This window comes from Micromonospora sicca, from assembly GCF_003172935.1.
GTDB lineage: Bacteria > Actinomycetota > Actinomycetes > Mycobacteriales > Micromonosporaceae > Micromonospora > Micromonospora sicca.
Genome location: NZ_QGKS01000320.1, coordinates 1 through 24,538, shown reverse-complemented (window position 1 = coordinate 24,538; position 24,538 = coordinate 1). Strand labels below are relative to the sequence as shown.

General features: G+C 74.7%; 26 protein-coding genes and 1 riboswitch. Of the genes, 18 read left to right on the top strand and 8 right to left on the bottom strand.

Going from position 1 to position 24,538, the window contains the following annotated elements; translation table 11 throughout:
- From DKT69_RS40140 to DKT69_RS26745, 13 genes are all read left to right on the top strand, one after another.
- A partial coding sequence (locus DKT69_RS40140) for a DUF3263 domain-containing protein (protein WP_236648370.1) occupies window positions 1-357 on the top strand: 357 nt, incomplete at its 5' end.
- Between the two features lie 87 nt (window positions 358-444).
- A complete protein-coding gene (locus tag DKT69_RS26800; RefSeq protein WP_109804279.1) occupies window positions 445-1,347 on the top strand; it encodes a hypothetical protein in 903 nt (300 codons plus the stop codon).
- 129 nt (window positions 1,348-1,476) lie between these two features.
- Window positions 1,477-1,986: a GNAT family N-acetyltransferase gene (locus DKT69_RS26795; RefSeq protein WP_109804278.1), complete on the top strand. Its 510-nt coding sequence runs from the start codon at window positions 1,477-1,479 to the stop codon at window positions 1,984-1,986.
- Window positions 1,987-2,275: 289 nt separating this feature from the next.
- Window positions 2,276-2,761 (top strand): hypothetical protein, encoded by a 486-nt coding sequence (locus DKT69_RS26790; protein ID WP_201749876.1) that lies wholly within the window; start codon window positions 2,276-2,278, stop codon window positions 2,759-2,761.
- Between the two features lie 2 nt (window positions 2,762-2,763).
- Window positions 2,764-3,975 carry an SRPBCC family protein gene (locus DKT69_RS26785; RefSeq protein ID WP_109804281.1) on the top strand — a complete coding sequence of 404 codons (1,212 nt, stop codon included), beginning with the start codon at window positions 2,764-2,766 and terminating at the stop codon, window positions 3,973-3,975.
- A complete protein-coding gene (gene gvpJ, locus DKT69_RS41470) occupies window positions 3,972-4,403 on the top strand; it encodes a gas vesicle protein GvpJ (protein WP_109804277.1) in 432 nt (143 codons plus the stop codon). The genes DKT69_RS26785 and gvpJ overlap by 4 nt, the downstream gene beginning before the upstream one ends.
- A gap of 2 nt (window positions 4,404-4,405) precedes the next feature.
- Window positions 4,406-5,182, top strand: a complete 777-nt coding sequence (locus tag DKT69_RS26775; RefSeq protein ID WP_109804276.1) for a GvpL/GvpF family gas vesicle protein — start codon at window positions 4,406-4,408, stop codon at window positions 5,180-5,182.
- 3 nt (window positions 5,183-5,185) lie between these two features.
- A complete protein-coding gene (locus DKT69_RS26770) occupies window positions 5,186-5,533 on the top strand; it encodes a gas vesicle protein GvpG (protein WP_109804275.1) in 348 nt (115 codons plus the stop codon).
- Window position 5,534: 1 nt separating this feature from the next.
- The gene (locus DKT69_RS26765) at window positions 5,535-5,888 is read left to right on the top strand and encodes a gas vesicle protein GvpO (protein WP_109804274.1); all 354 of its coding nucleotides are present in this window, start codon (window positions 5,535-5,537) and stop codon (window positions 5,886-5,888) included.
- Between the two features lies 1 nt (window position 5,889).
- Entirely contained in the window at window positions 5,890-6,258 is a 369-nt protein-coding gene (locus DKT69_RS26760) for a gas vesicle protein (RefSeq protein ID WP_109804273.1), read from the top strand.
- A complete protein-coding gene (locus DKT69_RS26755) occupies window positions 6,242-7,081 on the top strand; it encodes a GvpL/GvpF family gas vesicle protein (RefSeq protein WP_109804272.1) in 840 nt (279 codons plus the stop codon). The genes DKT69_RS26760 and DKT69_RS26755 overlap by 17 nt, the downstream gene beginning before the upstream one ends.
- 19 nt (window positions 7,082-7,100) lie before the next feature.
- Window positions 7,101-7,349: a gas vesicle protein gene (locus DKT69_RS26750; RefSeq protein ID WP_109804271.1), complete on the top strand. Its 249-nt coding sequence runs from the start codon at window positions 7,101-7,103 to the stop codon at window positions 7,347-7,349.
- Window positions 7,346-7,699 carry a gas vesicle protein K gene (locus tag DKT69_RS26745; protein ID WP_109804270.1) on the top strand — a complete coding sequence of 118 codons (354 nt, stop codon included), beginning with the start codon at window positions 7,346-7,348 and terminating at the stop codon, window positions 7,697-7,699. Before DKT69_RS26750 ends, DKT69_RS26745 begins: the two co-directional genes overlap by 4 nt.
- A gap of 140 nt (window positions 7,700-7,839) precedes the next feature.
- Here the strand turns inward: DKT69_RS26745 and DKT69_RS26740 are convergent, their stop codons facing one another.
- The 7 genes from DKT69_RS26740 to DKT69_RS26710 are packed head-to-tail and all read right to left on the bottom strand — an operon-like array spanning window position 7,840 to window position 16,096.
- Entirely contained in the window at window positions 7,840-10,137 is a 2,298-nt protein-coding gene (locus DKT69_RS26740; protein WP_109804269.1) for an AAA family ATPase, read from the bottom strand.
- 54 nt (window positions 10,138-10,191) lie between these two features.
- On the bottom strand, window positions 10,192-10,665 hold the full coding sequence (locus DKT69_RS26735) for a hypothetical protein (RefSeq protein WP_109804280.1): 474 nt from the start codon (window positions 10,663-10,665) through the stop codon (window positions 10,192-10,194).
- A 43-nt stretch (window positions 10,666-10,708) separates the two neighbouring features.
- Window positions 10,709-11,461, bottom strand: a complete 753-nt coding sequence (locus DKT69_RS26730; protein ID WP_236648369.1) for a GTP-binding protein — start codon at window positions 11,459-11,461, stop codon at window positions 10,709-10,711.
- Entirely contained in the window at window positions 11,448-11,933 is a 486-nt protein-coding gene (locus tag DKT69_RS26725; protein WP_109804267.1) for a DUF742 domain-containing protein, read from the bottom strand. Before DKT69_RS26725 ends, DKT69_RS26730 begins: the two co-directional genes overlap by 14 nt.
- Window positions 11,930-12,394, bottom strand: coding sequence for a roadblock/LC7 domain-containing protein (locus tag DKT69_RS26720; protein ID WP_109804266.1), 465 nt, complete (start codon window positions 12,392-12,394; stop codon window positions 11,930-11,932). The genes DKT69_RS26725 and DKT69_RS26720 overlap by 4 nt, the downstream gene beginning before the upstream one ends.
- The gene (locus DKT69_RS26715; RefSeq protein WP_109804265.1) at window positions 12,391-14,937 is read right to left on the bottom strand and encodes a nitrate- and nitrite sensing domain-containing protein; all 2,547 of its coding nucleotides are present in this window, start codon (window positions 14,935-14,937) and stop codon (window positions 12,391-12,393) included. The genes DKT69_RS26720 and DKT69_RS26715 overlap by 4 nt, the downstream gene beginning before the upstream one ends.
- The gene (locus DKT69_RS26710; RefSeq protein WP_109804264.1) at window positions 14,924-16,096 is read right to left on the bottom strand and encodes a hypothetical protein; all 1,173 of its coding nucleotides are present in this window, start codon (window positions 16,094-16,096) and stop codon (window positions 14,924-14,926) included. The genes DKT69_RS26715 and DKT69_RS26710 overlap by 14 nt, the downstream gene beginning before the upstream one ends.
- Before the next feature lie 376 nt (window positions 16,097-16,472).
- Between DKT69_RS26710 and DKT69_RS26705 the strand changes: the two genes are divergently transcribed.
- From DKT69_RS26705 to DKT69_RS26695, 3 genes are all read left to right on the top strand, one after another.
- Complete coding sequence (locus DKT69_RS26705) at window positions 16,473-19,343, top strand: alpha/beta fold hydrolase (RefSeq protein WP_109804263.1); 2,871 nt, start codon at window positions 16,473-16,475, stop codon at window positions 19,341-19,343.
- On the top strand, window positions 19,343-20,245 hold the full coding sequence (locus DKT69_RS26700; RefSeq protein ID WP_109804262.1) for an ABC transporter permease: 903 nt from the start codon (window positions 19,343-19,345) through the stop codon (window positions 20,243-20,245). Before DKT69_RS26705 ends, DKT69_RS26700 begins: the two co-directional genes overlap by 1 nt.
- A gap of 110 nt (window positions 20,246-20,355) precedes the next feature.
- A complete protein-coding gene (locus DKT69_RS26695) occupies window positions 20,356-21,555 on the top strand; it encodes an acyltransferase family protein (protein WP_109804261.1) in 1,200 nt (399 codons plus the stop codon).
- A 34-nt stretch (window positions 21,556-21,589) separates the two neighbouring features.
- On the opposite strand, the gene DKT69_RS26690 is transcribed toward DKT69_RS26695, so the two are convergent.
- Entirely contained in the window at window positions 21,590-21,895 is a 306-nt protein-coding gene (locus DKT69_RS26690; protein ID WP_109804260.1) for an ArsR/SmtB family transcription factor, read from the bottom strand.
- Window positions 21,896-21,985: 90 nt separating this feature from the next.
- On the opposite strand from DKT69_RS26690, the gene DKT69_RS26685 reads away from it, so the two are divergent.
- Entirely contained in the window at window positions 21,986-22,957 is a 972-nt protein-coding gene (locus tag DKT69_RS26685) for a DMT family transporter (RefSeq protein WP_109804259.1), read from the top strand.
- A 171-nt stretch (window positions 22,958-23,128) separates the two neighbouring features.
- Window positions 23,129-23,262: riboswitch (SAM riboswitch) on the top strand.
- Window positions 23,263-23,274: 12 nt separating this feature from the next.
- Window positions 23,275-24,538 (top strand): threonine synthase (gene thrC / locus DKT69_RS26680; protein WP_109804258.1); only part of this gene is annotated, 1,264 nt, incomplete at its 3' end.

Sequence of the window (24,538 nt, the reverse complement as noted above, 5' to 3'; positions counted from 1 at the left end):
CCGGATCCGGCCCCGGCCGTCCCGACCGGGAGCGAAGCGCCCACGCCGCCCGACGAGCGGTCGGGGGCGACCGAGGGCGTGCCTGCCGACGTGGCGGCCGGGCCGGCGGCGGAGGCCGGGCCGGCCGACGGGCTGACCGAGCGGGAACGGCGGATCCTCGCCTTCGAGCAGCAGTGGTGGAAGCACGCCGGGGCCAAGGAGCAGGCGATCCGGGACACCTTCGGGCTCTCCGCGACCCGGTACTACCAACTGCTCAACGCGTTGCTCGACCACCCGGCCGCGCTGGCCGCCGAGCCGGTGCTGATCGGCCGGTTGCGCCGGCTGCGCTCCTCACGCGCCCGCAACCGGCGTCGCTGACCGGCTCACTTCTCGTACGTGCACAGCGGGCGCCCGCATGGCCCCGGCCGGTCCGGGTAGGCGGGCGGCGACGGAGGGAGCGAACGGATGGGGGCACCAGACCGCCGGTACCCGATCGGGAGCCGGCCGACGCGGCCGGTCGGGGTGGCGCCGACGATGCGGGTACGCTCCGCCTCCGCCGCCGCCCCGGGTCGGCTGGAGAACGAGGACGCGGTCTTCCGCCTCGGCCCGCTGGTCGGGGTGCTCGACGGGGCGACCGTGCCGGAGGGCTTCGACACCGGGTGCGTGCACGGGCCCGCCTGGTACGTCCGGCACCTGGCCGCCCGGATCGGCCTGGCGCTCGCGGCCCGACCGGCGGCGACGCTGATGAGCAGCCTCGCGGCGGCCATCCTGGCGGTCCGCGCCGACCACGGGGGCGAGTGCGACCTCGACCATCCGGGCACCCCCTCCTCCACGGTCTGCCTGCTCCGCGAGGGCGGCGACCAGGTGGACTACCTGGTGCTCTGCGACAGCCCGCTGGTGCTGGACGCCGGCGGCCAGGTGAGCGTGGTCTCCGACGAGCGGCTGGACACCGCGATGGCGGAGCTGCGCCGCACCGCCGCCGACCTGCCCGGCGGCGAGGTCGATCCGGTGACCCGGTTCCGGCAGGCGGTCATGGTGCAGCGGGAGCGGATGAACCGGACGCACGGCTACTGGGCGGCCGCCGCCGACCCGGACGCCGCGTACCACGCGGTGACCGGGACGCTGCCGCTGCGCGGGCCCGGGGCGTTGCGCCGGGCGGCACTGCTCAGCGACGGCGCGTCCTGCGCGGTCGAGCAGTTCGGCCTCTTCGACTGGACCGGGTTGCTGGACGTGACCGCGGCCGAGGGGCCGGAGGGGTTGATCGCTCGGGTCCGGGCCGCCGAGCGCGATCACCCGGACCGGTTGCGCCGGCACAAGCGGACCGACGACGCCTCGGTGGTGTTCTGCGAGTTCGACCCGGCGGACTGAGCCGGGGTGCGACAGCGGAGCGTGAGGCAGAACACGGAGGCGGTCCGACCGGCCGGTACCTTCCGCCGGACCGGCAGTCCCCGGCCAAAGGGGTGGACTCCTGCCGGTACGGGCGGCAGACTGCGGCACGTGGCGGGTGCGGTACGACTTGAGCCGGTGGACGAACGGAACCTGGAGCCGTTGCTCTCCGTAGCGGCCGCCGAGGCGGAGCCCGAGGACGTGATGCCCCCGGTGGACGCCCCGGCCGGCTGGTCGCTCGCCCGCCGGGAGGCGTTCCGCGACTTCCACCGGGCCAGCTTCACCGGCCTGGACGGCCCCACCCGCACCCGGATGTACGCCATCCTCGCCGGCGGCGAGGTGGTGGGGATGGTCCGGATGACCCGCTGCGAGCAGCCCGGCACCGTGGAGACGGGGATGTGGCTGGGGCGCTCGGCCCGGGGGCAGGGGCTCGGCGCGGCGGCGTTGCGCGAGCTGCTGAACGCGGCCGCCGCGGCCGGCATGCGCACCGTCGTCGCCGAGACGACGCCGGACAACCCGGGCGCTATTTCGGTGCTGCGGAAATGCGGTGCCCGATTGCGGGAAGACGGCGGTAAGGTGCGCGCGGAAATGTGTCTGGATTCGGCCCTGCCGGCCCTCTGATTATCTCGCTTGCCTTGTGTCAACAATCGTCTTTTAGCTGCCCAGCCCGGCCTGTCTGACCGTTTTGCGAGGCTCCTCTGCCGCCGTGGCGGCTCATCCGAATGCGCTGTGACGGACCTCGCTGGAATTGCGGGGAAACGTTTCGTGGGTGGGCCCACGGGTACTGCCCGCCGGGTCCGCTAATAACGGGATGCCCGGTCGCAGGCCCATTTCGCGCTATTCCCCGGAGCTGTTTCCGGCCTGCCCCACCATGCGGCGTCCGCGTCCCCCGGGGAGCGAAGGAGAACCGATGAAGAGCGGAGCACGGGTCGCGCTGGCGGTGGGCTTCGGGTACCTCCTGGGCCGCCGCAGGAAGCTGCGTACCGCCCTCACGCTGGCCGCCGCGGTGGCCGCGGGCCGGGCCAGCCAGAATCCCGGCGGGCTGCGGAAGTACGGCACGGACCTGCTGAACTCGTCCGCCCAGCTGGGGAACCTCACCAAGCTCGGCGGCCCCCTGGCCACCGCCGGCAAGGCCGCGGCGACCGCCGCCGCCGGCAGCGGCATCGACGCCCTCAGCGGCAAGCTGCGCGGCAGCGCGGACGCGCTGCGCCGGAAGTCCGGCGGCAACCGGCCGGACTCCGACGCCGCCGCCGGAGAGCGGTCGGCGCCCGACGAGGAGCAGGAACTCGACAACCAGCCCGAGGCCGAAGGCGCCTACGACGACGACTACGACGACGACCGTGACGACGCCGACCGCGAGGAGCGGCCGGTCGTGGCGCGTCGGCAGGGGCGGTGACCATGGCGGCCAATCCCAACCTCGCGGACAAGGCACGCGACCAGCTCGGCGAGGAACTGCGGAACCTCGCCGGCGCGATCGGTGAGCGGGCGGTCCAGGTGGTCACCGAGCGGCTCACCGGCGCCACCGGCCGGCTCAGCGAGTACGCGAAGTCCGGCGGCGGCCCCGGCCTGGTCGCCGCCGCCACCGGCGCGCAGAAGCTCGCCGAGGGGCACTCCCCGATGAAGGCCATGTTCCATGCCGGCCTGGCCGGCGGTAAGGAGAAGCTCATGTCGGCGTTCGGCGGTGGCGGCGGCAAGGGTGGCAAGGGCGGCAAGAAGCTCAAGGTCACCAACATCGTCGAGACCATCGAGGTCGGCGTGCCGGTGCGGGTCGCGTACAACCAGTGGACGACGTTCAGCGACTTCCCGAGCTTCATGAAGAAGGTCGAGCAGGCCGACAAGGACTCCGACGAGAAGATGACCTGGAAGGCACAGGTCTTCTGGTCGCACCGGAGCTGGGAGTCGACCATCGTCCGGCAGATCCCGGACCGGCTCATCCACTGGCGCTCCAAGGGCGAGAAGGGCTCCGTCGACGGCACGGTCAGCTTCCACGAGGTCGGCCCGGACCTCACCCGGATCCTGGTCGTCCTGGAGTACCACCCGCAGGGGCTGTTCGAGCACACCGGCAACCTGTGGCGGGCCCAGGGCCGACGGGTGCGCCTGGAGCTGAAGCACTTCGTCCGGCACGTGATGACCCAGACCGTCCTGGACCCGGACTCGGTCGAGGGCTGGCGCGGCGAGATCGAGGACTCCCAGGTGGTCAAGGACCACGAGACCGCGCTCCGCGAGGAGCAGGAACAGCGCGAGCAGGAGGAGCCGGGCCGGCCGCGGGGTCGGGCCGAGGAGCCCGAGGAGGAGGCGGAGCGCGAGGAGCGCCGGCCCGCCGAGCGCGGCCGCCGTCGCCCGCCGCAGCGCCGCCGTCCGCCGGAGGAAGAGGAGTACGACGCCTACGACGAGGGCGACGACTTCGACGACGAGGAGTACGAGGCGGAACCCGAGGAGGAGCAGCCGCCGCCGCGTCGCCGGGAGCCCGAGCGGGCCCGCCGTCAGCAGCCGCGGGAGGAGCGGGAGCCGCGCGCGGAACCGCAGGGACCCCGCCCGGCCGCCCGCCGTGCCCCGGAGCCGCCGCGTCGACCGGTGGTCCGGCGGCGGCGTGAGGAGCGTGGCGAATGACGATCGCGACGACGAGCGGCGCCCAGGGCGGCGCCCTGGAACGCAGCGGAGGCGGTGGCAACGGGGGCACCCTCGCCGACGTGGTGGAGACGGTGCTGGACAAGGGCGTGGTGATCGACGCGCAGGTGTCGGTCGCCGTGGTCGGCATCCAGCTTCTGGAGATCAACGCTCGGGTCGTGATCGCCAGCGTCGAGACGTACCTCCGGTTCGCCGAGGCGGTCGACCGGCTGAGCATCACCCCGAAGAACCAGAAGGGGCTGCCCGACCTGGTGGGGGACACGGCCGGAGCGGCGACCAAGGGCAAGGCGATCTCCGGCCTCGGCAAGGCGGCCCAGGAGATCAGCGGCGCGGTGGCGGACTCGTTGGGCGACCGCGGCCCCGATCGGGAGCGGGAACGGCCCCGCCGGCGCCGGGACGAGGAGCGGTGAGCATGACCACCCAGGAGGCAGAGCCGAGCGGCGCGACCGGGCTGTTCATCTACGGCATCGTGCCGTCCGACGTGGAGCCGACCCCGGACGCGGAAGGGGTCGGCGACCCGGCGGGCGAGGTGACCGCGGTCCGGCACGGCGACCTGGCCGCGCTGGTCAGCGAGGTCGGGCTGGAGGAGCCGATGGGCCGCCCGGCCGACCTGACCGCGTACCAGACGCTGCTGGACGGCACCGCGGCGGTCGCGCCGGTGCTGCCCGTCCGGTTCGGCACGGTGGTGACCGGCCAGGACGCGGTGGCGGAACTGCTGGAGGCACACCACGACCGGTTCGCCGCCGCCCTCGACGAGTTCGAGGACCGGCTCCAGTACACCGTGCACGGCCGCTTCGACGAGGAGGAGATGATCAGCGACTTCCTCACCGAGAACAGCGCCGCCGCGGCGCTGGCCGAGCAGGTGCGCGGCCGGCAGGAGGCGGAGACCCGGGAAAAGCGGATCCGACTCGGCGAGATGATCAGCCAGGGCGTGGAGCTGCGCCGGGAGGCGGAGAACCGGGCGCTGATCGAGGCCCTCACCCCGTACGCGGTGGCGCACGCGCCGCGCCCGCCGAGCAGCGAACTGGACGCGATGAACGTCGCCTTCCTGGTCGCGACCGACGACGAGGAGGACTTCGTCCGGGCGGTGGAGGACTTCGCCGAGCAGCGGCGGGGACTGGTCCGGATGCGGCTGCTCGGCCCGCTCGCCCCGTACGACTTCGTCAGCGCGCACCAGTTGGTGGCGTGAGAGATGGACATCCTCTGGAGCCTGCTGACCCTGCCGTACGCCCCGGTGCGGGGGCTGACCGTGGTGGTCAAGGTGATCGCCCGGGAGGCGGAGGCGCGGCAGTACGACCCGGTCAACATCCGGCGCGAGCTGGAGGAGCTGGACCGGGCGGCGGCGGCCGGCGACATCACGCCGGAGGAGCGGGACCGGGGACAGCAGGAGGTCCTGGACCGGCTGATCACCCCGGCCGGCGGCGCGGAGGTTACCCCTCCGGAGGCCGCCGGCCGGCGGCCGCCGCCGACCGGCCGGGAGACCGGCCGGCGACGGACCGCCGGTCGACGGGGTGACCAGCACCGCGGGCGAGGGGACTGAGATGACGGCAGCACGGATCCGTGGTGACGGCGACCGGGAGCGCCGGCGCGACCGGGACGCCCGCGACGACGCCGGCCGGTACGTCGACGAGGAGGAGTACGAGGAGGTGTCGGCCGCCGAGGCGGCCCGGGAGGGGCTGCGCCAGATCGTCGGGCTGACCGGCAAGGACCCGCTCGGCATCACCTCCATCCAGCCCACGGACGACGGCTGGCTGGTCGGGGTGGAGGTGGTCGAGGACCACCGGATCCCGGCCTCGACCGACCTGCTCGGCCTCTACGAGGTGGAGCTGGACATGACGGGCAGCCTGCTCGGCTACCGGCGGTCCCGCCGGTACCAGCGCGGCAAGGGGGACTGAGATGACGATGGGGCGGCCACCCTCGGTGGTGCAGAACTCGGGCCAGGTCCTGCCGGCCGGGCACGAGCCGGCGAACCTCGGCGACATCCTCGAGCGGGTGCTCGACCGGGGCATCGTCATCGCCGGTGACATCCGGGTCAGCCTGCTCGACATCGAGCTGCTGACGTTGAAGCTGCGGCTGGTCATCGCCTCGGTGGACACGGCGCGGCAGATCGGCATCGACTGGTGGGAGCACGACCCGTGGCTCAGCTCGCGGGCCCGCCCGCCGGTGGAGCCGGGGCCGCGCGACCCGGAGGAGGTGGAGGCGTCCCGGCGGCCCCGGGTGGCCGCCCGGGCCGAGCGGGAGGAGCCGAATGCGTACGACCGCTGAGACCACTCCGACGGCTGACGCGCCGGAGACCGGCACCGGCGTCTGGCTGCACGGCGTGACCGCCGACGTCGACCCGGCCACCCTCTCCGGGATCACCGGGATGGACGCCGCTCCGGTCCGCCCGGTCCGGGCCGCCGGCCTGACCGCCGTGGTCAGCGCCGCCCCGCTGGCCGAGTACGGCGAGGCGGCGCTGCGCCGCAACCTGGAGGACCTGGCCTGGCTGGAGCGGGCCGCGCGGACCCACCACACGGTGGTGGACGCCCTGTCGCGGGCGGGCGCGGTGGTGCCGGCCCGGCTCGCCACGGTGCATCGCGACGACGACCGGGTGGCCCGGGTGCTCACCGAGCGGCGCGACGAGTTCTCCGCCACGCTGGCCCGGCTCACCGGCCGCGAGGAGTGGGGCGTCAAGGGGTACGTCGTCCCCGGCGCGCCGCCCCGCACGGCGGAGGCGGCCGGCGCCGGCGGCGGGGCCGGTGCGGCGTACCTGCGGCGGCGCCGGGCCCAGCTGACCGCGCGGGAGGAGGGGCAGCGGATCGCCGCCGACGCGGCCGTCGCCGTGCACACCGCACTCGCCGGGTACGCGGTCGCCGCCCGCCGGCACGCCCCGCAGGACCGGCGGCTGTCCGGCGCGGCCACCGCGATGGTGCTGAACGGGGCGTACCTGATCGACCGGAACGGGTTGGCGGGCTTCTCGGCGCTGGTCGGGGCGCTGGCCGACCGGCACCCGGAGCTGCGGCTCGAGCTGACCGGCCCCTGGCCGCCGTACTCCTTCGTGGCGGAACCCTCGGCCGAACCGGCGCACCCGGTCCGGGAGCCGGCGTGACCGCCGCGCGGGGGCCGGCATGGCGGTGACCTCGCTCGCCCCGAGCAGCGCCGACGATCCGCTGGCCTACCGTCCGGTGGCGCTGGTCGACCTGCTCGACCGGGTGCTCGGCACCGGCGTGGTGATCAGCGGCGACATCACGCTGGCGATCGCGGACATCGACCTGGTGCGGATCTCGCTGCGGGCCCTGGTCGCCTCGGTCGGCGCGCTGGCCCCACCGGACCTGCCCGACGTGACCCCGGGCTCCAGCGTGGCGGTCGAGCCATGACCGAGCGGGACGAGGCGGCGGAACTGGCGGCGGCGCTGGGGGAGCCGCGGTGGGAGGCGCCCCGGGTCCGCCCACTGGACCGGCGGCTCGCCGTGGACTCCGACTCGGTCGAGCGCGGCCTGGCCAGCCTGGTGCTCACCGTGATTGAGCTGCTGCGGCAGCTGATGGAACGGCAGGCCCTGCGCCGGATCGACCTCGGCGACCTGACCGAGGAGCAGGTGGAACGGGTCGGCGCCACGCTGATGGCCCTGGAGGAGCAGATGGCCCAGCTCCGCGAGTACTTCGGCCTGTCGCCCGAGGACCTCAACCTCGACCTCGGCCCGCTGGGCCCGCTACTCCCCACGGACTGACGGGCCCTTCGCCCCCGCGACCCGGTCTCCGGGGAGTGACGCGCGAGGTGCCTTCCGGGACGAGATGTCGGCTGGTGCCCGTCCCCGTGCCGGGTTCCGGCCCGGTCGAGGGGCGGTGGCGTGACGGCGGCGCTCCCGCGTCAGCCGGCCCGCTGCTCGGCGTACGCGGCCAGCCAGGCCACCTGGGCCGGGTCCAGGGAGGGGCGGACGAGCCGGCGGGCGGTCCCGATGTGGGCGGCGGTGACCGTGGAGGCGGTCAGCGACTCGCGCATCGCGGCCAGGGCCGCCTCCCGGACCAGGGCGGCGCAGTCGGCCGCCGAGAAGCCGGCCAGCTCCGCGCCCAGCGCGGCCAGGTCCACATCCGGGGCGAGCGGCACGTTCCGGGACGCGGCGCGGAGGATCTCCGTCCGGGCCGGGCCGTCCGGCGGCGGCACGTAGACCAGCCGTTCCAGCCGGCCGGGGCGGAGCAGCGCCGGGTCGACCAGGTCCGGCCGGTTGGTCGCGCCGACCACCACCACGTTGCGCAGCGCCTCCACCCCGTCCAGCTCGGTGAGCAGGGCGGCGACCACCCGGTCCGTCGTACCGCCGTCGGTGGCCTGGCCACGTACCGGGGCGAGCGCGTCCACCTCGTCCAGGAAGATCAGCGTGGGCGCGGCCTCGCGGGCCCGGCGGAACAGCTCCCGGACCGCCCGTTCGCTCTCGCCCACCCACTTGGAGAGCAGCTCCGCGCCCTTCACCGAGAGCACGTTCGCCCGCCCCGAGCGGGCCAGCGCGGTGACCAGGTAGGTCTTGCCACAGCCCGGCGGTCCGTAGAGCAGCACGCCCCGGGGTGGCTGCACGCCCAGCCGGGCGAAGGTGTCCGGGTAGGTCAGCGGCCAGAGCACCGACTCCGTCAGCGTCTCCTTCACCTCGACCAGGTCACCGACGTCGTCCAGGGTGACCGAGGCCAGCTCCAGGGTGGACGCGGCCATCGTGGTCGGCCGGACCACCTCCAGCGCGGCGCTGAAGTCGGCCATCGCCACCGTCGGCGTCTCGGCCGTCTTCTGCCGCAGCGCGGCGCGCACCCCGGCCTCGCGGACCAGCGCCGCCAGGTCGGCCGCGACGAACCCGGGGGTACGCGCGGCCACCTCGTCCAGCCGGACGTCCTCGGCGAGTGGCACCTGCCGGGTCAGCACGGTGAGCTGCTCGCGGCGCAGCGCCTGGTCGGGCAGCGGAACGGTGATCCGCAGGGAGAGCAGGTCCGGGGCGCGCAGCGCCGGGTCCACCGCCTCCGGCCTGCTGGTGGCGCAGACCACGGCCGCACCGGCCCGGACGGTCTCGGCGAGGATCTGCCGGAACACCGTCGCCACCGGCCCGGGATCGTCGGCCGGGGCGAGTGCCTCCACGTCGGTGACCAGCAGGACGGCCGGTCCGTCCCGGCGTACCACCGCGGCGGCCTCGCGCAGCCGGCGGGCCGCCGCGTCGTTGCCGAGCGCGGCCACCTCCGGCGCCCAGACCGGGCAGACCCGGGCGCGCACCCGGGCGGCGACCGCGCGGACCAGCGCCGCCTTGCCGGACCCGGCCGGCCCGCTGAGCAGTACGCCCAGCGAGACGGTGGTGCCCAGCCGGCCGAGCACCTCCCGGTGGTGGAAGCCGAGGTCGAGCAGTTCGGTCAGTTCCTCGGCCTGGGCCCGCAGCCTGGGCAGTTCGTCGACGCTCGGCGCCTCCTCCGGCTCGACCAGTTCGGGCCGGGACTCCGCCGGCGGGGCCCACTCGGTCCCGGCTCCCGCCGGTCGGTTCACCGGGGCCCGGCCGCCGGCCCCGGTCGCGTCGCCGGTCGACCGGCCGCTCGGGTCCTGGCCGGCCGGCCCGGAGCCGCGGGTGGCCGGGCCGTGCTCCCAGCCGACCGTGCTGTCCATGGTGACCAGCGCGCCGGCCTCCGGCTCGACGGCGGACACCGTGAGCAGGGTGCTGGTCCAGGCGTAGCCGATCGTGTTGGCCAGGCTGCGTCGGGCCGCCTCGACCAGGCTGCGGACGGAGGCGTCGGGGAGCACGTCCTGCGGCAGCAGCGAGACGTCGTCCCCGGCGGTCACCACCTTGCCGAGCAGGGCGAGGCGCAGCATCTCCGGGGAGACCGCGGCGACGATCTCCACCGGCCCGGTCAGGGTGACCCGCCGGGCGGGGGTCACCGCCAGCGGGCTCACCGTCACCTGCCCGCCGTCCCGGAGGCCAAGGTTGCCGAGCAGCAGGTCGTCGGCGTACAGCAGGGCGGTGCTCGCGGTCTGCCCGGCCGGCGCGGCGATCCCGGCGGTGACCCGCCGGCCGCTCAACCGGACCGGGTCTCCGGGGCGCAGCGCCAACGCGGTCAGCACCTCGGGGTGCAGGCGGACGACGCCGCGGCGGGCGTCCAGCGCCGCCGGCCGCAGGCACGCCGTCAGGGTCAGGTCGGGTTCCGCCACCCGCCAGACAGTAGCCGCCGGCACCACCCCATGCGGGCCGGTGGGCGCCGGGCATCAGACCGGGCCGGTGTCCTCCAGCAGCGACGGGTCGCGCCGGATCATCTCGGCCAGCCGGGCCGCGGGGTCGCTGCGCAGCCCGTCCTGACCGGGGGCCGGCAGGGTCTTCGCCGACATCGGCCAGACCGGCGGCGGCGCGAGCGTGGACTCGGCGCCGACCGTCACGTCCGGCCCGGGCCAGCAGACCCGCAGCGGGTACGCCTGCCCGTCGTGCTCCACGCGCAGGGTGACGATCAGCCCGGGGTGCTCGGCGACCACCCGGCGTACCGCCTCGGCCACCTCCTCCACCGGGTCCCGCTCGACCGGGCGGGTCCCGCCCCGCAGCCGGTACGCGCCGTGCCCGTCCCGGGGCGACTCGACCGGCCGGGGCTCCTTCCCGGCGGCCTCCTCGTCCGGACCGACGGCCCGGCGTCGCAGCGCCTCCTCGCGGCGGGCCAGCCGGGCGAGCGTCTCGTCCAGATCACCTCTCATCACGTCCACCCCTTTCCATGAAACGGGTCGAATCGGCGGTGGTTCAGGCACCCCTCTGCCGGGTCGCCCGGTGCAGCGCGCGGTCCAGGACGGCCAGCAGGGCGTCGCGCACCGAGAGCCGGTCCCGGGCGTCGAACTGCACCAGCGGGATGTGGTCGCCGATCGCCAGCGCCCACCGGATCGAAGCCAGGTCGTGCGCGAGCCGCCCGTCGAAGGCGTTCACCCCGACCACGAAGGGCAGCCCGGCGCGCTCGAGGAAGTCGACCGCGGGGTAGCAGTCGTCCAGCCGGGCGCTGTCCACCACCACCAGCGCGCCGAGCGCGCCGCGGGCCAGGTCGTCCCACATGAAGCCGAACCGCGCCTGCCCCGGAGTGCCGAAGAGGTAGAGCTTGAGGCTGCGGTCGACGGTCACGCAGCCGAAGTCCATGGCCACCGTGGTCGCGGTCTTGCCGGAGCGTACGCCGGGGTCGTCGACGCCGATGCCGGCGCTGGTCATCTGCGCCTCGGTGGTCAGCGGGGCGATCTCGGAGATCGCGCCCACCGTGGTGGTCTTGCCCACGCCGAATCCGCCCGCGATCAGGACCTTCACCGGGATCGGCGGCCGGGTGACCGGGACGTTCGCGGTCGCCCGGGCCGGCGCCGCCGGTGGCCGGTACGGCGGCGGCGCGGGCCGCGGGGCCGGCGGTACGGTCCGGCCGGCGGCCGGGGCGGGTCCCGCCGGCATCCCGTACCGGACGGCGGCGCTGTTGGCGGCGAGGCCGCCGGTGGCGGCGGCGGGCCATTCAGGAGATCGCACGGAGCCCGTCAATCAGTCGCAGGATGATGTCGGGGTCGGCGGCCTCGGCGCCGCTCCCCTGCACGTCGAGGTGGCCGGCGGCCCGGAGGTCACCGACCAGCACCCGGGTCACGCCGAAGTGCATCCGCGTCCGGGCGGAGATCTCGGCGACCGAGATCGGGTCGGCGCAGAGCGCCACGATGGCCCGCAGCTCCGGGGCGAGCGGGCAGGACTCCGCCCACGGTCCGCTCTCCGGCCGGGCGGTCACCTGGGTCTCCAGCCCGATCGCCGGGTCGGCGCCGGCCACCCGTCCGGAGGTCAGCACGAACGGACGCGGGCCCGCCGGCTCTTCGGCGTCCTCCCCGACCTCGTCGACGGGGTACGGCGTGGTGGCGGACGCCGGATCGGCGGCCGGGGACGGCGACCGCAGGTAGGGGCGGATCCGGGCGCCGGGTTCCGGATCCCGTTCCGCGCCGCCCACCTCCGGGATCATTGCTGAACGGCGTTCTTCAGCTCGGCGATGAGCCGCGGGCTCAGGGCGCCGCCGGCCCGGCCGGCGAAGAGGGTCATCTCGTACGCCACCGTGCCGAGGTTGGCCGACCGGTCGGCGACCACGCCCAGCACGGAACCGCTGCTGATCGCGCTGATCAGCAGGTAGCCCTCGGCCATGTCGACGATCACCCGGTTCAAACCGCCGAGCGCGTACCAGCTGGCCGCGCCGCCGGCCAGGCTGGTCATCCCGGAGACCACGGCGGCGAGCCGCTCGGCGTTGGACCGGTCCTTGATGGCGGACATCGCCATCAGCAGCCCGTCCGAGGAGACCGCGATCGCCTCCATCACGCCGGCCGTGCTGGAGGTGAACGAGTCGAGGAGCCAGTTGAAGGTGCGGGCCTCCGGGCTGAGCTCCCCGGCGGGCGGGTGGTCGACGTTGTCGTGCAGGAAGGGACTGGTCACGGTGATGATCCCTCTTCGTGGCGATGGTGGTCTGGACCGACTTCGCGCAGCGCGCGGGCGACGCCCGCCTCGAACTCGGTGATGAGGTTGCGGACCTCGGCCGGGTCTCCGGTGGGCTGGCTGGTGAGCGGCGTCTGCGGCGGGGTGACGGCCAGGTTCGCCCCGGGCACCCGCCGGCACAGCCGGGGCCGGCCGGGGGTGGGCTCGACCGGCGCGGCGGCGCGTTCGGCCCGGCGTACCCCGGCCTGGAAGTCCTCGACGAGGGCGCGGACGGCGGACGGGTCGGCGCGGGTGGCGTCGACCGGCCGGACCACCGGGGCGGTCCGCGGCAGGCCGGCGCCCGGCACCCGCTGGCGGATCACCGGCCGTACGCCGGCCGCCGCCACGCCGGCCACGGGCCCGGCGGGTGGCGCGGCGGGGCTCGGTGGCCCGGCGACCACCTCGGGGGCGGCGAACCCCGTGCCGACGAAGGGCCCGTCGACCGGCTCGGTCGCGGCGCCGAAGGCGTTCCAGGACCCGGCGGTCTCCAGGCTGCGGGTGGCTCTGAGCAGCATCGGGTCGACACCCGGGTGGTCCTCGACGGCCGCCGGGACCCCGGCGGCGGTGAGCGCCCGATGGGGGCTGGCCCGTTCGCCGAGCCCCCGCCGGTCCCGGCTCGGTACGGCGGCCCGGGCGACCGTGGCGCCGGCCCGGTCGGGCCGCCGGATCACCAGCAGCGCGGCGGGGATCTCCAGCCGGGCGGTCAATCCGCCGCCCGCGGTCGGCGCGAGGTCGACGGTCCAACCGTGCCGGCGGGCCAGCCGGCCGACCACGAAGAGCCCGAGCACCTCGGTCGGGGCCAGGTCGAGCCGTTCCCGCCGGGTGAGCCGGGCGTTCTCCTCGGCGAGCCGTTCCTCGGTCATGCCGATGCCCCGGTCCACCACGATCAGCCGCGCCCCGCCGTCGGTCGGTTCGCCGGCCACCGCGACCCGGGTGTGCGGCGGGGAGAAGACGGTGGCGTTCTCCATCAGCTCGGCCAGCGCGAGCACCAGGTCGCCGACGGCGGCGGGCGCCGCCGACACCCCGGGCGGGACGTGCACGTCGACCCGGGGATAGTCCTCGATCTCGCCGAGGGCCAGGCGGACCACGTCGGCGAGCTGCACCGGGGCCACGTGCCCGTCCGTCCCGGCCGCGCCGGAGAGCACGACCAGGCTGCCGGCGTTGCGGCGCAGCCGGCTGGAGATGTGGTCGAGCCGGTACAGGTGCTCCAGCCGCCCCGGGTCGGTCTCCTGCCGTTCCAGCCGGTCGATCAGCGCGATCTGCCGGCCGACCAGGTTCTGCGTACGCCGGCCGACGTGGCCGAACATCTGCGCCACGTTGCGCCGGCCGGCCACCTGCCGTTCGACCAGCCGGGCGGCGGTGTCCTGCACCCGTTCGAAGGCGCGGGCCAGGTCACCGATCTCGTCCCGGGCCCGGACGTCGACCGGGTCGAGCCGGACCGGTTGGCCGGTCTCGGACTCGTCGTCGACCACCCGGACCAGCTCGGCCTCGGCGACCCGGGCGACCCGGTCGGCGGAGCGGGTGAGGCGGGTCAACGGTCGGGCCACGGTCCGCGCGACGGCCATGCTGAGCAGCACCACGAGCAGCAGGATCAGGGTGGCCGCCCCGCCGACCAGCCAGGCCGCGGTGAGCGCGTCGCGCTGGTCGGTGGCGGTCTCGGCGATGACGTCCGCGACGATCTTCTTCTCCACGAACTGGCCGAGGGTGATCATCGAGCGGACCGACGGGAAGAGGGCGTCCAGCGGCACCGCGGCGATCGCCGCCACCGGGTCCTTGACGCTGTCCACCAGGAAGGTGGGGCTGGTCCGGGCCGCCACCGCCGCGTCGTCCAGCATCGCCAGCTTGTACTGCTCGGCGGTGATCAGGCCGCGGAATCGCTGGTTGTCCACCTGGAGCGCGGACATGCAGGCGATGTACGCGGCGGACACCTGCGGGCCGCCGGTCGCCTTCACCAGCACGATCAGGGTCGCGCAGGCGCCCAGCCCCTCGTCGGCCCGGAGCAGCGCGTCCAGCGCCAGCACCTGGCGCCCGGCCGAGGTGGTGGTGTCCACCTGGAACGGCAGCCGCAGCGCCTCGATCAGCGTCAGGTCGACCGGCCCGAAGGCGTCCATGATCTGCGTCGGCGTCGCCTGCCCGGCCAGCACGGCGGTGCGCAGGTCGGCCAGCCTGCGTACGCCGTCGAGGGCGCCGGCGACCCGGTCCGGGAGCCGCTCGGCCCGCAGGTCGGCGACCCGGTCGTCGACGGCGGTCGACTTCTGGATCAGCTCGGTCCGGGTCACCCGGCCGAGCAGCAGGCCGACCGAGAGCAGCCGCTCCTGCTGGAGGTCCTGGACCAGGCTGCCGATCCGGCTGGCGACCCGGACGGTGGCGGCGGTGTCGCCGGCCCGCTGGGCGGCGGTGACCTGGTCGACCACCACCGGCACGGCCAGTCCGGCCATGCTGAGCAGCGGAATGATCACCAGCAGGGCGAGCTTGCCCCGGATCCGGAGCCTATCGAGCAGCATCGAAGGGCCCCCACCGCTCGGGTTCGTCGGGCCGCCCCGATCCGACCGGTTGGAGCTGGCGTGGCTCGGCCGGCGGCTGCCACGTCGGCAGCGCCCCGGAGTCCTCCCGCGCCCGCCGCTCGTCGGCGGCGCGCCGGCGGGTCCGGACAGCGCCGGCCAGCATCCCGGCCAGGACGACGACGACCAGCAGGGCGGCGAGCGCGGCGGCGGCGACGGCCAGCAGGCGGTCCCGGTCGAGCCGGTCGATCCGCGCCGTCAGCAGGGCGTCGAGCTGGTCCAGGATGATCGGCTGGAGCTCCCTGGCGGCGGACTGCGCGTTGAGGCGGGCGGCGGCCACCTGGGCGGGGCCGGTCGGACCGGTGCCCGCCGTGCCGCTCGGCGCGGAGAGCGCGGCGAGCGCCTCGACGGAGCGCTGGTAGGTGTCCAGCGGGGTGAGCACGTTCGGTCCCAGGTCGGTGCTCTCCGAGTTGTCCACCGCGGCCCGCAGGCCGGCGACCAGGTCGGTGGCCGGTCCGAGGGCGGCCACCCGGACGGCGGCCAGTTCGGCGAGGGTCTTCGGGCGTTCGGTGGGCGGGCGCTGCGCGGCGAGGGCGGTCAGGTCGGCGAGCCGGCCGGCCCCGACCACGGCCTCGGGCAGGTCGCGGCCGATGGCGTCCTGGAGGAAGAAGGAGTCGGACCGCGGGTCGCGGATCAGCCCCGAGCCGTCCCGGATCTTGCGGTGCAGCGCGAGCAGCAGGTCGGTGACCTCGCCGTACGCGGTGAAGGCCGCGTCGGGGTCGCTGAGCCCCCGGTCGGGCAGCGCCTCCAGCTTGGCGCGCAGCCCGGTCCAGCGTTCGTGGCTGCGCAGGTCGTCCCCGATCGCACTGTCCACGGTGGCCGCCTGCTTGACCGCGGCGGTCAGCGCGTCGCGGGGGACCGGTCGGCCGGCGACCGCGGCGGCCTGGGCGTCCACCAGCGCGTCGGTGACCGGGCCGAGGGCGCGCAGGTACCGCACGCCGAGCCGTTCCCGGCTCGCCAGGTCGCGGTCGTCCCCGGTCAGCCGGTGCGTCTGCGCGAAGAGCAGCCCCACCGGGGCCAGCAGGGCCGCCACGAGCAGCAGGGGCAGGACACGGCCCGGTACGGAGGGCCGTCGACGGACCCGCGGCGCGGGGACGATCATGGTCTGTCTCCTCCGGCGACGACGGGGGACTCGTCCGGTGGGCGGGGTCGCCGATGCAAGTCCCGTACACCGGACCGGAAAACTAGTCGACCTGTGTGGGGGTGTGACCGCGGTCGCTGAGTCGGCTTCGCGTCACTTCGGGCGATGTCACGGTTGGTTGACTTTGCCGGCACGCAGGGTTCCGCGAGCCGCGCCTCATGCATGCATCGGATGCGGTTTACGGGATTACGTGTGAAGTCACGCGATCCGAATTCATCTCGCTGGGACGTGCTGGACCTTGCGCGGTCGATCGGACTCGCGCGCCGATCGGAGCAACCGGACGGACGTACGGCGGATCTCAGGCAACGCTCAGGGTCCGGGCCGTACCGTGTGCCGCATGAGATCACCGCTGTCGGCCGCGCGGGTCCGGCGTGCCCTGGCCACCCGCCGACGCCGGGTCCTGGCCGCGTCGGTGGTGGTCCTCCTGGCGGCGGCCGCCGTGGTCTGGGCAGCCCGGTCGGAGCGGCCCGCCTTCCGGACCGAGTCGGCGACGGTGACCGTCCGGTCCGGACCGGACGGCGACCAGCCGGTCGACCTCGACAGCACGCTCTACCTGCCCGAGGACGCCTCCGCCCAGCGGAAGGTCCCGGCAGTGCTGCTCGCGCACGGCTTCGGCGGCACCAAGGAGTCTGTCCGCGCCGACGCGGAGGACCTGGTCGAGCGCGGGTACGCGGTGCTCACCTGGACCGCGCGAGGGTTCGGGCGCAGCGGCGGCGAGATCCACCTGGACAGCCCCGACTACGAGGTGCGGGACGCGCAACGCCTGCTCGACCGGCTCGCCGCCCGCCCCGACATCCGGACCGACGCCGCCGGCGACCCCCGGGTCGGCGTGGTCGGCGGCTCGTACGGCGGCGGCCTGGCCCTGCTGCTCGCCGCCCAGGACCCCCGGGTCGACGCGATCGTCCCGATGATCACCTGGAACGACCTCTCCCGCGCCTTCCTGCCGGAGAGCACCGGGAAGGCGCCCACCGAGGGCGTGTTCAAGAAGGGCTGGGCCGGCATCTTCTTCGGTGGCGGCGGCTCCGCGGGCTCGGGCCCGGCCGGCATCTCCGGCACCACCGCCGCCCAGCCGCAAGGGGCGCCCGCGTCGGCCGGTGCGCCCAGCCCGCAGCCCGGCGCGGGCCCCGGCACCGGCCCCGGGCACGCCCCGGCCGGCGCCGCCGACCCGTCCTGCGGCCGGTTCGCCGCCGACGTCTGCGCCGCGTACCTGCGGATCGCCACCACCGGGCGGGCCGACGCCGAAGCGGTGGACCTGCTGCGCCGCTCCTCCCCGGCCGGCGTGCTCGACCGGGTCAAGGCGCCCACCCTGCTGGTGCAGGGGGAGGCGGACACCCTCTTCCCGCTGGCCGAGGCGGATGCCAACGCGCGGGGGATCGCCGCCGCCGGCACCCCGGTGCGGGTCGCCTGGTTCACCGGCGGCCACGACGGCGGCGCGGGGCCGATCTCCGACTCCGACCGGGTGAAGTTCCTCACCGCGCAGTGGCTCGACCACTACGTCAAGGGGGAGGGCGCGGCGCCGGGCGAGGGCTTCACCTTCTCCCGGATCGCCGGCTTCGACGCGCTGGACCGGGGGCTGGTGGCCACCGGGTACCGCACCGCCGACTACCCGGGGGTGACCGGGGACGCCCGCCGAGAGGTCGCGGTCGCCGGCCCGACCCAGCAGATCGCCAACCCGCCCAACGGGAATCCGGCGGCGATCTCCGCGGTGCCGTTCGCCGGGGCGCTGGGCTCGCTGCTGAACGGCGTGGCCGGCGACATCCCCGGCCAGCACGCCCGGTTCGAGTCCCCGCCGCTCGCCGAGGCGGTGGACGTGGTCGGCGCGCCGACGGTCCGGCTCCGGGCGGCGTCGCCGACCGGCGAGGCGGTCCTCTTCGTCAAGCTCTACGACGTCGACCCGAACGGCGCCGCCACGCTGCCCGACGGCCTGGTCGCCCCGGTCCGCCTCACCGGCCTGCCGAAGACCGTCGACGCGGCCCAGCCGGTCACGGTCACGCTCCCGGCGATCGTCCGCCGGGTCGAGGCCGGGCACCGGTTGCGGGTCGTCGTGGCGACCTCCGACCAGGCGTACGCCACCCCGCCCGAGCCGGGCGTCTACACGGTCGCCCCCGGCGGCGGCGCGCTGAGCCTGCCCACCGTCGACGGCGAGCCGATCCCCACCGCCGCCACGGTGTGGCGCTGGATCCTGGTCGGGCTGCTCGCCGCGATCGCGGTCGGGCTCGTCGTGGTCGTCCTGGTCGCCCGCCGGCGGCACCGCCGCCAGGACAGCTCCGTCCACCCGGAGTACGCGGGCGTCCCGCTCGCCGTCCGCCGGCTCCGCAAGGAGTACGCGGACGGCTTCGTCGCCGTCTCCAACGTCGACTTCGAGGTGCACCCCGGCCAGGTGGTCGGCCTGCTCGGCCCGAACGGCGCCGGCAAGACCACCACCCTGCGGGTGCTGATGGGGCTCACCCAGCCGACGGCCGGGGAGATCTACGTCTTCGGGCACCGCCTGGTGCCCGGCTCGCCGGTGCTCTCCCGGATCGGCGCGCTGGTGGAGGGGCCGGGCTTCCTGCCGCACCTGTCCGGGCTGGAGAACCTGAAGGCGTACTGGCGGGCGACCGGTCGGCCCTGGGACGACGCGCACTTCGACCAGGCCCTGGAGATCGCCGGCCTGGGCGACTCGGTGCACCGGCGGACCAAGAACTACAGCCACGGCATGCGCCAGCGGCTGGCCATCGCGCAGGCCATGCTCGGCCTGCCGGAGCTGCTGGTGCTGGACGAGCCGACCGACGGGCTGGACCCCCCGCAGATCGCCGAGATGCGCCGGGTGCTCCAGCGGTACGCCACCGACGGCCGCGCGGTGCTGGTCTCCAGCCACCTGCTGGCCGAGGTGGAGCAGACCTGCACCCACGCGGTGGTGGTGAACAAGGGCCGGATCGTGGCCTCCGGGCCGGTGGAGGAGATCGTCGGCGACTCGCCGAGCGTGCTGTTCGAGGTGACCGACCCGGACGCCGCCCGCACGGTGCTGGACCGGCTGCACGGGGTCCGCGTGCTGCCCGACGGCGACGGCGGGCTGGTGGTCGACACCAACGGCACCGCGCGCAGCGAGGTGGTGGCCGAGCTGGTCCGGGCCGGCATCGGGGTGGACCGGGTGGTGCCCCGGCGCCGCCTGGAGGACGCGTTCCTCGCCCTGGTGGGCGAGAACTCACGGGGAAGCGGTGACCGGTGATGGCAGGCTCTTCGGTCGGGTCGCGCGACGCGGCCGGCGCGGTCGGTCCGGGCGGGGCGGCGGTGGGCTACCGGCCGTCGGCCACCCTGCCGTTCGCGGCGGAGTTCCGCCGGCAGGCGTCGCGGCGGCGTACCCAGCTGGCGCTGGGGTTCATGGTGCTGCTGCCGCTGATCATCCTGGTCGCGTTCCAGTTCGACTCCGGCGAGGACGACCGCAACGGGCGCAACGAGTTCGGCAGCCTGGTCGACCTGGCCACCTCGGGCGGGCTCAACTTCACCCTCTTCTCGATCTTCGTGTCGGCGTCGTTCCTGCTGGTCGTGGTGGTGGCGCTGTTCTGCGGGGACACGGTGGCCAGCGAGGCGAGCTGGGGCAGCCTGCGCTACCTGCTGGCCATCCCGGCGCCCCGGGCCCGGCTGCTCACGGTGAAGCTGCTGGTCGCGCTCGCGTACTCGGCGCTGGCCCTGCTGCTGCTCGCGGGCACCGCGCTGCTCGCCGGCACCCTCCGGTACGGCTGGTCGCCGCTGCGCAGCCAGGTCTCCGCCGAGCTGGCGCCCGGCGAGGGACTGCTGCGGCTGCTGGCGGTTCTCGGCTACCTGGCGGTCGTCCTGCTGGTGGTGGCCGGGCTGGCGTTCCTGCTCTCGGTGACCACGGACGCCGCGCTCGGCGCGGTCGGCGGCGCGGTGCTGCTCTGGATCCTCTCCAGCATCCTGGACCAGATCACCGCGCTCGGCGGGCTGCGCGCCTTCCTGCCCACCCACTACAGCAGCGCCTGGCTGGGGCTGCTGTCCACGCCGGTGCAGACCGACGACGTGGTCCGGGGCGCCATCTCGGCGGTCGGGTACGCCACGCTCTTCTGGGGGCTGGCCTTCTGGCGCTTCACCCGCAAGGACGTCACGAGCTGACGCAGGCAGTAGCATGAGCCGGCGCCGGCCCCCGGGGCAGTTGCCACCGTCGGCTGCCATCCGGTGCCGCGTCGTCCCGCCCCGCCGACCCACTCGCGAAAGCCCCCGCCATGCGCGTCTCAGCTCTGCTCCGCCAAGCTATCCGAGCCGATGGCGGCACCATTTCCCCGCCCTCCCGGGACGCCTACTTCGACAACGCCAAACTCCTGGCTACCGCCCTGGTCGTCCTCGGCCACACCTGGGGCCCGCTCGTCGGCTCCCCGAACGAGATGCGCGGCGTGCGGGCTCTCTACCTGCTGGTGTACGCCTTCCACATGCCACTGTTCGTCATGATCAGCGGCTACTTCTCACGCTCCTTCGCCCAGGACGCCTCTCACCCCGGCCGGCTGCGCAGACTCCTCACCAGCACCCTGGTCCCGTACCTGATCTTCGCCACCGCATACCAGCTGTACAACAACTACCGCCTGGACGAGTCCAACCCGATTGACCTGGTCACGCCCTTTTACCTGACCTGGTTCCTGGTTGCCCTGTTCGTCTGGCGGATTTCCGCCCCGCTCTGGCTCAACCTGCGCGCACCGGTCGCGGTGGCGACCGGCGTCATGCTCGCCTCGGGCGCCGCCTCGCTCTCCGGGGAACTGGACCTGGCCCGGATCCTCCAGTTCCTCCCATTCTTCGTGCTCGGCCTCACCGCCCGGCGCGAACACCTCGAATGGATCCGTGACACCCGATGGCTGCGCCCCGCCGCCGTCCTGGTGTTCGCCGCAGCCCTGATCACCGTGTACCACTACGCCCCACGGCTGCCCGCTGGCTGGTTCTACCGGCACAACGGGCACGCACAACTGGACGTCAGTTGGGGTACGTGGGCGGCCGGCGCACTCGGCTTGACGGCGGCCGCGCTCGTGCTCAGTGTCGCCTTTCTCGCCCTGGTGCCTTCGAACCGCAATCTGCTCACCCCGCTCGCGACCGGCACCCAGTACACCTACCTGCTGCATGGGTTCATCGTTCAGATCGCGCTCGCCTACAGGTTCCAGAACTCGCCGTTCGTCAACTCCTTCGCCGGCGTATTGACCATCAGTGCTCTCGCCGTCCTCGCGACGGGAATCCTGGCCTCCCCGATCGTCCGCCGGCTTTTCGGCTGGGCGGTGGAACCGCAGATGAGTTGGGCCTTTGCCGAGGTGCGGGCGGAGAAGTTCGCCGATGCCAGACGGCCGGTGACCGCTCCTGGCAGTACAACGGCACCGTCTCCGGCGTCAGCGGCAACGTCGACCCCGGCGATGGGAACGGCAGTCGCTACCGACTCATCACGCTGACCTACAGCTCGACGGTGGACGTCGAGGGAGAGCGTCAGGAGCGGGTGGGCGCGGTGAGGACGGCGTCGAGCAGACCGGGGTAGAGGCGGTCGAGTTCGTCGCGGCGCAGTCGCACGTACCGGCTGGTGCCGGCGGCCCGGGTCCGGGTCAGGCCGGCCTCGCGCAGCACCTTCAGGTGGTGGCTGCGGGTCGCCTTGGACACGCCGAACTCGAAGGTGCCGCAGGCGTACTCGCCGCCCTCGGCGAGGGCGCGCACGATCTGCAGCCGTACGTCGTCGGCCAGCGCCGCGAGCACGGCGGTGACCGGTACGTCGCGCAGTTCGGGTTCGTGCAGCTCCATGTGACCAGTGTAACCCTTGTTCGACATGCGTCGAACAACCTCCTAGAGTCGGTGCCGTTGGTTCGACGGTACTCGAACATAGGAGCTGCGATGCGCTCTCGTCACGCCGCCTTCCCGCTCTTCGCGGTGCTCAGCTGGGGGGTCATGTTCCCGGTCCTGGCCAGCGCCCTCACCCGGGTCGACGCGCTGAACCTCACCACCGCCCGGTACGTCCTCGCGACCGCCGTCCTGCTCGCCCTGCTGCTGGCCCGGGAGGGTCTGGCCGCCCTGCGCTCCGGCGGCCGGGCGGTCGAGGTGGTGGCGCTCGGTGTGCTCGGCTTCGCCGGGTTCAACGTGCTGACCAACCTGGCGCTCGGGCACGCCGCCCCGCAGCAGATCGCCCTCTTCGCCGCCACCACCCCGCTGGTCACCCAGCTGGTCCGCTGGGTCCGCGACGGCGTACGCCCCCGCCCGGTGCTGCTCGGGTTCTCGCTGGTCGCCCTCGTCGGCGTCGGTCTGGTGATCACCCGGGGCCGGCTCGAGGGGCTGGGCCAGTTCGGCGTCGGCGGGCTGCTGATGATCGGTGCGGTGCTCGGCTGGGCCGTCTACACCCACGGCGCGAGCCGGTTCACCGGCTGGTCCCCGCTGCGCTACACCACCCTCACGGCGGTCGCCGGCACCGCGGCGATGCTCGCGGCCAGCGCCACCGCCGACCTCGCCGGCTGGCAGCACCTGCCGGCCGCCGCCGACCTCGTCGCGGTCGCCCCGCAGCTGGCGTACGCCGTGATCGTCGCCGCCGTCCTCGCGGTGCTCGCCTGGAACACCGGGGTGCAGCGGCTCGGCGCGGCCGCCGCCGCCCTGTTCATGAACCTGGTTCCGGTGACCACCTTCGTGGTGCAGACCGTCCGGGGCTACCGGCCCGGCGCGGTGGAACTGGTCGGCGCGGCCCTGACCATCGCCGCCCTGATCGGCGCCAACCTGGCGACCCGCTCCCGCGCCGCCACCGCCCCCGGCGCGGTGCCCGCCCGGGCGGTCACCGACCGGCCGGCCGTCGTCGACCCGATCGCCGTGGTGGCGCGCTGAGGTAGGCGGAGCTGCGAGTTACGGGAAGCGGGGGCATCCGGCGGCGGAGGAGGCCTCCACTTCCCGGAAGTCGTGCGGATCCTGGCGCTGGTGAGCGGGAGTGGCTCACACCGTGGGAAGCCCGCTCGGCAGGCGCGGCGCGAGTGCATAGACTCGGCGGCACAACTGCATACCTCATCCAGAGGGGCTGAGGGATACGGCCCGACGACGCCCCGGCAACCACCCGCACGCTCGACGACGAGCGAGGAGCGGGCAGGTGCCAATTCCGTCCCCGCCGCAGGGTGCGATGCGGGGAAAGATGAGAGGAACCCCTCGACATGACGTCGACGCTTCCCGCCGCCACCGGCATCGACACCACCCTCAGCCCGGCCCGCGCCCTGGTCTGCCGCGCCTGCTCCGCGCGCTACCCGCTGGCCGCCCAGCACGCCTGCTACGAGTGTTTCGGCCCGCTGGAGGTCGACTACGACGCCGCCGCGCTCGCCGCCGTCACCCGGGAGCAGATCGAGGCCGGCCCGAAGAACCTCTGGCGGTACGCGGCCCTGCTCCCCGCCGGCCAGGACCCGGCCACCCGGGTGACCGTGAACCCGGGGCTCACCCCGCTGGTCGCCGCCCCGCACCTCGCCGCCGAGCTGGGCATCACCGCCCCGCTCTGGGTGAAGGACGACAGCGCCAACCCCACCCACTCGTTCAAGGACCGGGTCGTCTCGGTGGCGCTGTCCGCCGCCCGGGCGCTCGGCTTCACCCGGTACGCCTGCGCCTCCACCGGCAACCTGGCCAACTCGGTGGCCGCGCACGCCGCCCGGGCCGGGGTGCCGTCGGTGGTCTTCATCCCCAGTGACCTGGAGCAGGGCAAGGTGGTCACCACCGCGGTCTACGGCGGCGACCTGGTCGCCATCGACGGCTCGTACGACGACGTGAACCGGCTCTGCGGGGAGCTGGTGGAGACCGACGAGTTCGAGGACACCGCGTTCGTCAACGTCAACGTCCGGCCGTACTACGCGGAGGGGTCGAAGACCCTCGGGTACGAGGTGGCCGAGCAGCTCGGCTGGCGGATCCCGGCGCAGGTGGTGATCCCGATGGCCAGCGGCGAGCTGCTCACCAAGATCGACAAGGCGTTCTCCGAGCTGGTCGAGATCGGCCTGGTCGAGGCGCCGGCCGGCGGCTGGAAGGTCTTCGGCGCCCAGTCGGCCGGCTGCAACCCGATCGCCACCGCGCTGCACGCCGACAGCGACACCATCACCCCGGTCAAGCCGACCGGCATCGCCAAGTCGCTGAACATCGGCGATCCGGCCGCCGGCCTCTACGCCCTGGAGGCCGTCCGCCGCACCGGCGGCTGGATGGAGTACGCCGACGACGACGAGATCCGCGCCGGCATCCGGCTGCTCGCCCGGACCACCGGCGTCTTCGCCGAGACCGCCGGCGGGGTGACCGTGGCGGTGCTGCGCAAGCTGGTGGAGTCCGGCCGGCTCGACCCCACGGCGGAGACGGTCGTCTTCAACACCGGCGAGGGCCTGAAGACCCTCGACGCCGTCGCCGCCGAGGTCGGCCCCACCCACCGGATCAAGCCCTCCCCCGTCTCTT